This window comes from Bacillus sp. HY001 (genome assembly GCF_007558965.1).
GTDB classification, from domain to species: Bacteria; Bacillota; Bacilli; order Bacillales; family Bacillaceae_G; genus Bacillus_A; species Bacillus_A mobilis.
In genome coordinates, this window is record NZ_VLTE01000076.1 from 1 (window position 1) to 11,591 (window position 11,591).

The 11,591-nt window shown below is 38.6% G+C and carries 12 protein-coding genes and 2 pseudogenes; 12 read left to right on the forward strand and 2 right to left on the reverse strand.

The window, feature by feature from the left end:
• Nucleotides 1–98 precede the first annotated feature (98 nt).
• Both FOT98_RS26300 and FOT98_RS26305 read right to left on the reverse strand, forming a co-directional pair.
• Nucleotides 99–3,050 carry a Tn3 family transposase gene (locus FOT98_RS26300; RefSeq protein ID WP_046199625.1) on the reverse strand — a complete coding sequence of 984 codons (2,952 nt, stop codon included), beginning with the start codon at nt 3,048–3,050 and terminating at the stop codon, nt 99–101.
• Nucleotide 3,051: 1 nt separating this feature from the next.
• A complete protein-coding gene (locus FOT98_RS26305) occupies nt 3,052–3,621 on the reverse strand; it encodes a recombinase family protein (protein WP_000668443.1) in 570 nt (189 codons plus the stop codon).
• 431 nt (nt 3,622–4,052) lie between these two features.
• Here FOT98_RS26305 and FOT98_RS26310 point away from each other — a divergent pair, with 431 nt between their 5' ends.
• From FOT98_RS26310 to FOT98_RS26355, 12 genes and pseudogenes are all read left to right on the forward strand, one after another.
• Nucleotides 4,053–4,781, forward strand: coding sequence for an organomercurial lyase MerB3 (locus FOT98_RS26310; protein ID WP_001073002.1), 729 nt, complete (start codon nt 4,053–4,055; stop codon nt 4,779–4,781).
• Between the two features lie 77 nt (nt 4,782–4,858).
• Complete coding sequence (gene merR1 / locus FOT98_RS26315) at nt 4,859–5,257, forward strand: mercury resistance transcriptional regulator MerR1 (RefSeq protein WP_000672080.1); 399 nt, start codon at nt 4,859–4,861, stop codon at nt 5,255–5,257.
• On the forward strand, nt 5,254–5,541 hold the full coding sequence (merE, locus tag FOT98_RS26320) for a mercury resistance MerE (protein WP_254912385.1): 288 nt from the start codon (nt 5,254–5,256) through the stop codon (nt 5,539–5,541). Before merR1 ends, merE begins: the two co-directional genes overlap by 4 nt.
• Nucleotides 5,538–5,834 carry a mercuric transport protein MerT gene (gene merT / locus FOT98_RS33510; protein ID WP_000660891.1) on the forward strand — a complete coding sequence of 99 codons (297 nt, stop codon included), beginning with the start codon at nt 5,538–5,540 and terminating at the stop codon, nt 5,832–5,834. The genes merE and merT overlap by 4 nt, the downstream gene beginning before the upstream one ends.
• A gap of 23 nt (nt 5,835–5,857) precedes the next feature.
• Entirely contained in the window at nt 5,858–6,232 is a 375-nt protein-coding gene (merP, locus tag FOT98_RS26330; RefSeq protein ID WP_000867937.1) for a mercury resistance system substrate-binding protein MerP, read from the forward strand.
• Between the two features lie 18 nt (nt 6,233–6,250).
• Nucleotides 6,251–6,430 (forward strand): annotated as a pseudogene (locus FOT98_RS33590) (heavy-metal-associated domain-containing protein); the annotation flags it as partial.
• Nucleotides 6,431–6,487: 57 nt separating this feature from the next.
• A complete protein-coding gene (gene merA / locus FOT98_RS26335; RefSeq protein ID WP_033665599.1) occupies nt 6,488–8,146 on the forward strand; it encodes a mercury(II) reductase in 1,659 nt (552 codons plus the stop codon).
• Nucleotides 8,147–9,046: 900 nt separating this feature from the next.
• Nucleotides 9,047–9,436, forward strand: coding sequence for a mercury resistance transcriptional regulator MerR2 (gene merR2, locus FOT98_RS26340; RefSeq protein ID WP_000389892.1), 390 nt, complete (start codon nt 9,047–9,049; stop codon nt 9,434–9,436).
• Nucleotides 9,433–10,062 (forward strand): organomercurial lyase MerB2, encoded by a 630-nt coding sequence (gene merB2, locus FOT98_RS26345; RefSeq protein WP_000792368.1) that lies wholly within the window; start codon nt 9,433–9,435, stop codon nt 10,060–10,062. The genes merR2 and merB2 overlap by 4 nt, the downstream gene beginning before the upstream one ends.
• A 149-nt stretch (nt 10,063–10,211) precedes the next feature.
• Nucleotides 10,212–10,868, forward strand: coding sequence for an organomercurial lyase MerB1 (locus FOT98_RS26350; RefSeq protein ID WP_000845541.1), 657 nt, complete (start codon nt 10,212–10,214; stop codon nt 10,866–10,868).
• A gap of 326 nt (nt 10,869–11,194) precedes the next feature.
• Nucleotides 11,195–11,335 (forward strand): hypothetical protein, encoded by a 141-nt coding sequence (locus tag FOT98_RS32585; RefSeq protein WP_162493026.1) that lies wholly within the window; start codon nt 11,195–11,197, stop codon nt 11,333–11,335.
• Nucleotides 11,283–11,408, forward strand: a pseudogene (locus tag FOT98_RS26355) (hypothetical protein); the annotation flags it as partial. The gene FOT98_RS32585 and the pseudogene FOT98_RS26355, both read left to right, overlap by 53 nt.
• Between the last annotated feature and the right edge of the window lie 183 nt (nt 11,409–11,591).

Below are 11,591 nucleotides of genomic sequence, written 5' to 3' on the forward strand. Positions count from 1 at the left end.
GGGGTCCTACCAACAAAACGCGGAAAACATACGCTAAGCAAATTTCGACATAAAGAAAGCCGATTTTTCCTACGCTAAGGAATCATCGGCTTTTAGTATTATTGAATAAGAGGGCGTAGTGAATGTAGACTTGCTACTTTACTTGCATCAAAGTTGTATTCACCAAGAAAATTAATGTGTTCCCATCCTAACGGAGAAACATGTTTAAGTAAATCTTCTCTCAAATTCCCCTTTTCCTTCAATAATTTTGTTGCTTCTGTAAGATAAACGGTATTCCATACGCTAATAGCATTTATTAGAATATTTAAAGCACTTGCACGTTGTAGTTGGTCTTGTATTCCTCGTTCTCGTAACTCACCTCGTTTTCCAAAGAATAAGGCTCTTGCTAACCCATTCATGGCTTCCCCTTTATTTAGTCCTCGCTGAATTCGACGGCGTAGTGTTTCGTTAGATATGTAATCCAAAATAAAAATGGTCTTTTCGATTCTCCCCATTTCTCGCAAAGTAGTTGCAAGTTTATTTTGTCTCGCATATGACCCTAATTTCCCCATAATAAGTGAACCAGACACTTTTCCTTCTCGAATAGAATGAGCTACGCGCAATACGTCATCAAAATTCTCTTGAATAATTTTAGTATTAATACGACCACGGAGTATATTTTCTAGTTTTGGGAATTCATTAGGCATTTGGATGGTGAATAGCTTAGAGTCAGCTAAATCACGTAGCCTTGGTGCAAAGCGAAATCCTAGTAAATGACTCAATCCAAATACTGAGTCGGCGTAGCCAGCTGTATCTGTAAAATGCTCTTCAATATTTAAATCTGTCTCATGATGAAGTAATCCATCGATAACGTGTACAGCATCACGAGCATTGGTATTAATGACTTTCGTATAAAAGCTTGAAAATTGATCACTAGTAAATCGATAAATGGTTGCCCCTTTTCCAGACCCGTAGTGTGGATTGGCATCGGCATGTAACGATGAAACACCAACCTGTACGCGCATTCCATCAGAGGAAGAGGTACTTCCATCTCCCCAATAGGAAGCTAGTTTAAGCTTATGTTGAAAATTTACTAATGTCGCTTGTGCACGACTTATAGCATCATCGAATAAACGCCATTGCGCTGCATTAGCCATTTGATGATAGGTAACTCCTGGTGTCGCTTCTGCCATTTTAGTAAGACCTATGTTAGTTCCCATCGCCATGAGAGCAGCCATGAGAACTACTTTTTCCTCTCCCTTTGGTGGGCGATTGGTTGAGGCATGTATCAACATTTCATCAAATCCTGTCCAGTGTGCTACCTCCATTAAAAGATCAGTGAGCTTTATTCTTGGCAACATATTATATAAAGACAGGCTAAAAGCTCTCGCTTCTTCGGGTGTATTCTTCTCCAAACGGTCCACTCGGATCTTAGCCTTTTCGATATTTACTCCTTCTAGAGAATCAAGATTATTTGAAACCCATGTAAGGCGTTGAGCTAGTGACTTTCTTCTTTCCTCAATATATTCATCTGCCGATGAACGAACGGCTAGTTTAGTTTCCGTAAGACGAGTTGTTGTCCAATCTTTTTTAGGAACAAGATACTCTTCAAAATCTTTATGAAGTCTACTACCGACTACGGATATGTCGCCTGAACGAATATGATTTTTCAACTCTGTTAGTGCAGCCATCTCATAATAGTGCCGGTTAATTATTCCATCATCACCATAAACATGCTTCTTCCAACGTTTAGGAATAAAATCTACCGGGGCATCATTTGGAATTTTTCTTTTACCAGATTCATTTATTTCATTTAGCGTTTTTAGGGCTTGCAATAATGGCTCTGTACCTTGTGTAGAACGAAATTCAAGAGATTTAAGAAAAGTAGGAGTATATTTTCTTAGATAAGAAAACCGATTTTCTAACAAATCTAGATAATCGTAATCCATCGGTCGGGCTAATTTTTGGGCTTCTTCAACGGAAGAAACAATTTTATCCCACGGCATAATCATTTCAATAGCATTAAATGGATCAAGCCCTTCATTTCGTGCTTGAATAAGTGCAGCACCAATATCTGCAAAATGCACGACTTTTTCATTCACTGCTTTTCCATTTTCTTTTTGCATTTCCTCTTGTGTTTTACGACCCTTTGATTGTAAAATCATCATTTGTCTATCATGAATTTCAATTGCTTGGTCAATTAGATCTTGGCTTAGTGTTACTAGATAGGCAACAAGAATTGCATATTTCTTCATTTCTTTAAATCTTCGAAATGAGTGTGGTTCATACCGTGCTCCAATACGAGATAATTGAAGTAACCGATTGGGATGGATTTGTTCTGTATTTATTTCTAATTTTAATTCTCGAATATATTCTAAGCGCTTTATGACTTTTAAAAAGGCTTCAGGTGAAGATTGGCCGGGAAGCTCCCTCAGCCATGCTAAAGGGGTTTTTCTATTGTCTACAAATGGATCTATAAGTTTATCTAACTTTTGTTTTTGCCATTTGGAAAGAGTACAAGTTAATGATTTAAAAATCCTTTCCTCTGCTCGTTGACGAGTTTCCCAAACAAGCCTTTCTATAGTAGTCATGCCAGGGAGAATAATTTTCTGATTACGTAGTTCTTCTTGTGCTGTACGAAGAAGATACATTGAATTTCCATTTTGAAGGGCATGATTCAAAAGAAACTGAGCTGCCTTGCGATAGTTCCCTAAGGAAAAATTTTGATAACCATAAACTTGACGGATTTCTTCCATATGCTCATGTTTAGTTGGCTCTCGTTGGGCATATAAAGAAAATGAATTAGGATTAACATCTATTTGGCTAGCTATGTATTCGATTATGTAATCTGGAATAGGTCCAACATCTGAAAGGGACCATCCAGGATAGCGTAGAACACATAATTGAACAGCAAAGCCTAATCGATTATGATCTCTTCTGTGTCGTTTAATAATTTCAAGGTCATATTGTGAAAAAGTATAATAAGTTTCTAGTTCACTTTCGCTCATATCAGCTGGAATTCGTACAAATTCCGTTCTTTGATCTTCTGTTAGTAATTCTTTCCCTCTCATGCTACAACTCCTTGCCAGATATCTTTTTCTTATCTAGATAACGGTATAAGGTTGTTGCTCCAATCCCTGTTGCCGTCTTAATTTGAGATAAAGAGTAATCTTTGCTTTCATACATTTTTATAGCAAGTTCTATTTTCTTTAAATCAACTTTCGGTCTTCCTCCGTTTCTTCCCCTAGCTCTAGCAGCCGTCAATCCATCTTTCGTTCGTTCACTGATAATATCACGTTCTAATTCTGCTATGCTGGCCAACATTCTGAAAAAGAAACGTCCCATAGCAGTTGTTGTGTCAATCTTGTCTTGAATGGAGACAAAATGAATTCCCTTTGCTTCAAAATGTTCCATAAGCTCAATTAAATGTTTGGTACTACGACTGATACGATCTAATTTATAGACAACCACCGTGTCGCCTTTACGTAAAACTTTAAGAAGGTCATCTAACTGTGGTCGGTTTTTTTTCTTACCTGATTCTTTTTCTTCAAAAGTCTGGTCCACTCCGTAGTGAGCCAATGCATCAAGTTGTAACGATAATGACTGATCTTGTGTACTGACACGTGCATATCCAAATTTCAACAAGAATCCCCCCTTATTAATGCCTTAACTATACCAAAAAGGGGGTAGAGATAGATATATTGGTCTTTTGATTTTGGTTATATTTTTGGTTATGTATTTAAGTAGTTTTTAAGGTTTTTAGAGAAGTTCTCTATTCATAACCAAAAACGGTCGTTTATGGTGATTTGTCCATGAACTAATGAATTAAATGGCTTTTTTAATTTTGTTCAATAATCGGGCCAGATTGTGGAACAACACTTTTAAAGAAAATTGGATATCTATGTTAAATTTCAGAATAGATGGTAAGGTTATACTTAACTAATGGGATAGTTTAGTTTTAGAAGATAAAATAATAAATCATACTTGACCCTGTACTATGGTACAGGGTTTATTCTGTACTAGGAAGAAAAATTCCTGTAAATAATTGCAGATCAAATAGAGGAGGCAGCAACATGAATCAAAATCATTTGAATACTTCGTTAAAGGACAAGGTGTTACAATCACTTGGTTTGCCAGAAGAAGGATTTGAGGGAAAAATCCGTTTATTGTCTCCTTCAGAAAATAGTATCCGTTTAGACATTCTTCTTTTCATGGCTGAGGGAAAAATCGTCAACATCAATGATTTAACTGCAACAGAGGAACAAATTGATGTCCAATCTGCTCTTCAACGTTTAAGGGAATTGGATTTAATTCACTGGGACCAAAACTCTGGGGATGTGAACGTGGCGTATCCTTTTTCAGGAGTTCCGACTCCACACCGTGTTACATTGGCTGGAATGTTGCCAGCTTATTCCATGTGTGCGATTGATGCCCTTGGCATTCCATCGATGTTTACAGATGCCGTTATTGAATCGGAATGTGCATTTTGCGGTGAAAAGATTACCATCGATGTGAAAAACAACATGCCCGTTGCCAATCCTGATACCGTGGTTGTAGGCTTGGGAACAACGGATGCTGCCGATACCAACGCATGCTGCGATTCTTCTTGCGAATCGAATGAGCCAACGTCCATTTCTACCAGCTGTTGCCCAGCCATTCAATTTTATTGTTCTGAGGAACATTGGCAAAAAGCGAATGAAAAGAATTCAACAACGGCGAAGGACAAGCTGACTCTTGCGGAAGCCTTTGAGGTTGGGGCTGCTGTTTTTGGCGGCACGTTATCTGGCTCTAAGGGTAAGTAAAATCTCATGAATGAAGTAAACTATATATTTACCCTGTACTAAGGTACGTGGTTTATGCTGTAAGTGAGGTGAGACGTATGAAATTTCGTATCGGAGAACTGGCTGACAAGTGCGGTGTTAACAAGGAGACCATTCGATATTATGAGCGTTTAGGCTTAATTCCAGAGCCTGAACGTACGGAAAAAGGATACCGAATGTATTCCCAACAAACGGTCGATCGATTGCATTTCATAAAACGAATGCAGGAATTAGGATTTACCTTAAATGAAATTGATAAATTGCTAGGGGTTGTCGATCGCGATGAAGCGAAGTGTCGTGATATGTATGATTTCACTATTTTGAAGATAGAGGACATTCAACGTAAAATTGAAGATCTTAAAAGGATTGAACGAATGCTGATGGATCTTAAAGAAAGATGTCCCGAAAACAAAGATATTTACGAATGCCCCATTATTGAAACACTGATGAAGAAATAAGAGGTGAAACAGAAATGAAAAACATAATAAAAAGTTCAGGTTGGTTTCTTGTCGCACTCATCACATGCCCGTGTCATCTGTTTTTACTACTTCCGTTGATTGCAGGAACAGCACTGGGATCATACTTCACGGAATTTAAAAATGTTATTTTCATCATGATGGGTCTGTTATTCGTTTTCGCTCTTTTCAAGGGCTGGAGAAAACTTGATCCAGAAACAAAAGAGGAAACAAAGAAAGATACAACCACACATGATTGTTGCAGCATGGAGAAGTTCAAGTCATGAAAGAAAAAGTTTCACAAGTAGCCACTGTATTTTCAGCTTTTGTTATGGCGGGTTGTTGCCTGGGTCCACTAATCTTGATTCCCCTTGGACTCACTGGGTTTGCAGGCGCAATCGCATTCTACTCGTTGAAGTATCGGTTATTGTTCAGCATCGTTACCATTGTCCTTCTTGCGTACTCCTTTTATATGGTTTATGGAAGAAAGGGTAAAAGGAAAAGTTCTGTCATTGGCTTATGGATTACAACGTTCCTTGTTTTTACCATGTTTCTTTTCTTATTTTCAGTTGAAAGTTGACTATAAAAAATGGGGTGTATTATGTGAAAGTACAAATAATCAGGATTATGATGTTGCTATCCCTTATGCTAGTGGTTAGTGCATGCAGTAACGAACAAGAAGTCCAAAAAACTGAAGTATCTAAGAGTGAAGTGAAAACAACTGCTATGAATTCAGAGAAGGATGTAAAAGCTATTACTGAAGCTGAGAAGACGGGGACATTCATGGTTATAGCAGGGATGGATTGCTGCCCGCCATCAGTTGTGGAAGATGCCATTGCACAGGTTGAAGGTGCTGGCAAAACAGCCATTAAAGTTAATGGAAGCACCGCGGAAGTAACGGTTTCTTTTGATGATACGAAAACCAATTTAGATGCAATTAAGACGGAGGTTTCAGACTTGGGTCTCCCCGTCGAATAAAAGGAGGATATTTTTACCATGAAAAAATATCGAGTGAACGTGCAAGGAATGACATGTTCGGGTTGTGAACAGCATGTAGCTGTCGCTCTTGAAAACATGGGTGCAAAAGCGATTGAAGTAGATTTTCGCCGTGGAGAAGCTGTATTTGAGCTTCCTGATGACGTGAAAGTTGAAGACGCGAAAAATGCGATTGCTGACGCAAACTATCACCCGGGCGAAGCAGAAGAATTTCAATCGGAACAAAAGACGAATTTATTGAAAAAATATCGGCTAAACGTTGAAGGAATGACCTGCACTGGTTGTGAAGAACATATTGCGGTTGCTCTTGAAAATGCAGGTGCAAAAGGGATTGAAGTAGACTTTCGTCGCGGAGAAGCACTGTTTGAACTACCGTATGATGTAGACATTGATATCGCGAAAACAGCGATTACTGACGCACAATATCAACCGGGCGAAGCAGAAGAAATACAAGTGCAATCGGAAAAAAGGACAGATGTAAGTTTAAATGATGAAGGTAACTATGATTATGATTACATCATCATCGGTTCTGGTGGAGCTGCCTTTTCATCTGCCATTGAAGCCGTTGCTTTGAACGCAAAAGTGGCTATGATTGAGCGTGGAACGGTGGGTGGAACTTGCGTTAATGTCGGATGCGTTCCTTCTAAGACCTTATTAAGAGCAGGGGAAATCAATCATCTAGCAAAAAATAATCCATTTGTGGGATTACACACTTCGGCTTCAAATGTTGATTTAGCGCCATTAGTAAAACAAAAGAATGATTTAGTAACCGAGATGCGAAATGAAAAATATGTGAATTTAATTGATGATTATGGTTTTGAATTAATAAAAGGTGAAGCAAAATTCGTAAATGAAAATACAGTTGAAGTAAATGGCAATCAAATCACAGCCAAAAGATTTTTAATAGCTACAGGTGCTTCTTCAACTGCACCTAATATTCCCGGATTAGATGAAGTAGATTATTTAACAAGCACTAGCTTATTGGAATTAAAGAAGGTTCCAAATCGTCTTACCGTAATTGGTTCAGGATATATCGGCATGGAATTAGGACAACTATTTCATAACCTCGGGTCAGAAGTCACTTTGATTCAAAGAAGCGAGCGTCTATTAAAAGAATACGATCCTGAAATTTCAGAAGCCATTACTAAGGCCTTAACAGAACAGGGAATTAATTTAGTAACAGGTGCAACCTATGAACGAGTTGAGCAAGATGGAGACATTAAAAAAGTTCATGTTGAGATAAATGGTAAAAAGCGAATTATTGAAGCAGAACAATTGCTAATTGCCACTGGAAGAAAACCAAATACAGAATCATTAAACTTACATGCAGCAGGCGTTGAAGTTGGTTCCCGTGGTGAAATTGTCATTGATGATTATCTTAAAACGACCAATTCCCGAATTTATTCAGCTGGAGATGTCACTCCCGGTCCCCAATTTGTTTATGTAGCTGCTTATGAAGGTGGACTTGCTGCTCGTAATGCAATCGGAGGACTAAATCAAAAGGTCAATTTAGAAGTGGTTCCAGGCGTTACGTTTACTTCTCCATCGATTGCAACGGTTGGTTTAACGGAGCAACAGGCAAAAGAAAAAGGATATGAAGTGAAAACATCGGTATTGCCGTTGGATGCTGTTCCAAGAGCGCTCGTTAATCGGGAAACAACAGGTGTTTTCAAATTAGTGGCAGACGCGAAAACATTGAAAGTGTTAGGGGCGCATGTAGTGGCAGAAAACGCAGGAGACGTAATTTATGCAGCAACATTAGCTGTGAAATTCGGTTTAACTGTTGGAGATCTGAGAGAAACGATGGCTCCATATCTAACAATGGCAGAAGGATTGAAGCTGGCTGTCCTAACTTTTGATAAAGATGTTTCGAAATTATCTTGCTGTGCTGGATAAGTTAGAAAAAAGATTCCTGATTATTGCTCAGGAATCTTTTTTCTGTTTTATGAATAAGGTTTTCCGTACTTTGCCAAATTAACTTTAAACTGTTTAAGGAAATGAAATATTTATATAGCATATTTGTTTTACACGGTTTATTATGTCAACAATCTGTGCACTTTGGTTAAGTCTTCTTGCTATTGAAATCTATAAAACTTACTTAATAAAAAGGATTGAGTTTCTCTACAAATTATCGAGGAATGACTAATGGTGGCAGAGGAATAAATCCCTTTTTAACAGCCATTGAGTCAGTGGCTAGGTGCAACGATTTGCACGATGATAATTACGAATAAATGCATCACTTACGTCTGCTCGATGGCTCGAAATTGCCCCAGTATTCCAAAGTCCATAAATCCCTGTACGGCGAAATAATGTCCAATGAGTATCTTCTGGTCATCTATAAACAGGCGTTTGAATATCTCCTAGTTCCTTAACTGTTTTTGATTCCGAAATAGCATTATATGGAGCTGGAACAGTGTAACCAAGACGAATTAAAATTTGATATAACTCTGTTAGATTGGGTTCGCATACATCCCGACGATAGATTTCCATAAGTTGTTTTAATTGAGGATTCTTTAAAATCTGAATGTATAAATTACATTACCCCAAGCAAACCCATTCGCGAAGGTAGCCTTGGGTTACCATATAATACTCGCTAGTATCAAGGAAACGGTTTTCATGTCGAGTTTATTATAGAAATGTTGCAATAACACCATTTTAAAGATGATGTTACTTCTATCTCCTGATTAAACTTTGTATTTAAATTATAAAATTGCACTTGACCTTCCCCTAAGGTGAACGTTGTAAACTCTAGTTAATTCAGTGATGGTCTTCCAGTTAACGAAAAGGGGGGAGATAATGGAGGATTTAACGATTGGTCAACTAGCCCAACAAACAGGAGTCAGTCGAAAAGCCATTCGACTGTATGAAGAAAAGGAATTGATACTGCCTTCTATAAAGCGTAGCGAAGGTAATTACCGCGTTTATAACCAAGAGCATGTGTTTTGTATCAATGGTATTAAACAACTCCGATCATTAGGCGTATCACTGGAGGAAATGAAAGATTTAATAGTGATTTTCGAAAAAAATACGGTGGAGATAGAACCGCATCTACAACATTTGTTAAAAGATAAACTGACCAAGATAGACGAACAAATCAACGAACTACAAAAGTTGCGTAAACACATTGAATCGTACCTTGATTCCCCGAAAGAGGCATTCAATCAAATGGAGGGATTTAAACAATGAAGAATAAAACAGAACTCAAAAAATTTTATGAACTATTGTTAGCTAAGCTGCCTAAAGAATCAGTGCCTATTCTTCGGACAATTTTTTTCTCCATTCGTGATGGGCAGGCAGTTACAGAAAGTTCTTTAATAAATCAAACGGGAATTAATACAAAAACAGTTCAGTCAGTAGTGAAGATATTAGCCCAACGGCAGATGATCGTTCGGGAGGCGGATCAAAAAATAGTAGGGGCATTGGGCTTATCGATTATACCGACTACTAACCAGATTCATTTAGGAGGACGAACTTTATTTGCCTGGTGTGCAATATCGACATTGGAGCTGTCAACTGCTCTGGTTGCTGATGTCGATATACATTCCCGTTGTGCGTACACAGGTGAACCGATTGAGGTAACTGTCCGAAATGGAAAATTAGCAAAAACAACTCCTGATTCAACAGTAATCTGGACAGTGCCGTTTGATTCTGAGGCTCCATGGGCCGGAGGAACATGTAAACAAATTCACTATTTTAGCTCAGTTGAGCATGCAAACAAGTGGAAAGAAGAACATCCAAAATTGCAAGGGGAAATTATGACTTTGGAACAAGCTCTCTCTTTTGGAAACGAATTGAAAAAATTTTTATCATAGGGTAGAGCCCATGAAGTTTCAAAAATCAGACAAGCTATGAAAAGGATGCTTTTATCGGTCAATTAGTCCAACAAATGGAGTTTTTAGGTAATGAAAAGTAATATCGAAAATAATAATAGGAACAAAAAATAACAAAGGAGGAAAAAGACATGAAAACTGAAATTCAGGAAATCGTAACCCGACTTGACCAACAGTCGAACAAGGGAGAGGGAGGAGAATCCATGAAGTGGCTGTTTCGCCCGTTGTTACAAATGCTAGCAGGGGGGGAGTCTGTCACCATTGAAGATATGGCGACAACGACCGGAAAACCTGTTGAAGAGGTGAAGAAAGTTCTCCAGTCTCTGCCAAGCGTGGAAATCGACGAACAAGGCCGTGTCGTTGGTTTAGGTCTTACCCTTATCCCTACCCCTCACCACTTTACGGTTGATGGGAAGCAACTATATGCCTGGTGCGCCCTTGACACACTTATATTTCCAGCACTCATCGGTCGTTCGGTCAACATCGAGTCACCCTGTCACAGCACCGGAGAACCTATACGGTTGAATGTGGAACCGGACCACATTGTAAGCGTGGAACCTTCCACTGCCGTTGTCTCAATCGTGACGCCAGATGATATGTCCTCGATTCGTACGGCATTCTGCAACGAAGTCCATTTCTTCAGCTCACCGAATGCAGCCGAAGACTGGCTTGACCAACATCCAGGGGGAAAAGTGTTATCTGTAGAAGATGCCTTTGAACTGGGTCGCCTAATGGGGACGCGTTACGAGGAATCTAGACCTGCCAATGGGTCATGCTGTGACATTTAGTCGCAAGTAACCACGATACCAGAAGGAGCCACAGGTCTGAAAGATGAAACCCAGGGCCAGCTCAGGACAGGTTTCCCTCTTTTATACCTGATTTCTTATATCTCTGACCGCTAACTACGCGAAGTATGCAAAGGTGGTAAAACCTACAAAAATACCCGGTATTTCTGTACTAAGGAGCCGATCCGTATATGCCATGGTACCGGAGTATTTATTCGATGCTACGATTGAAGGCTTTAAAGACGGAAAAACAGTACAAAAATACAGTTAAAATCCATAAATCATGGAGGTATTGAATAAAAAAATTCATCATTCTAGGAGGGAAAAATATGCAAACATTAATCTGTCCTGCTTGCGGATGTTCCCTCGTACGACTAGGGATTGAAAAAGATAGGGCAGCTGTGTACAAATATAAGTTTACGAGAAGACCTGCTAAAACATATTTCTCCATTGGGATGGGAACATATTAATTTTCTTGGCGAATACACATTTGATATGAAGAAAGTAGCAAGTTTATATTCACTACGCCCTCTTATTCAATAATACTAAAGGCCGATGATTCCTTAGGTAGGGAAAATCGGCTTTTTTCCTCCCAAAATTCTCTTAGCGTATGTTTTCCGCGTTTTGTTGGTAAGACCCCATTTAGAAATTTTGAAATAATTAAGATTCCTTGTTAGCAATGAAAGAAATAAGTCTATGAAAAAATATAAAATAAAACATATTTAT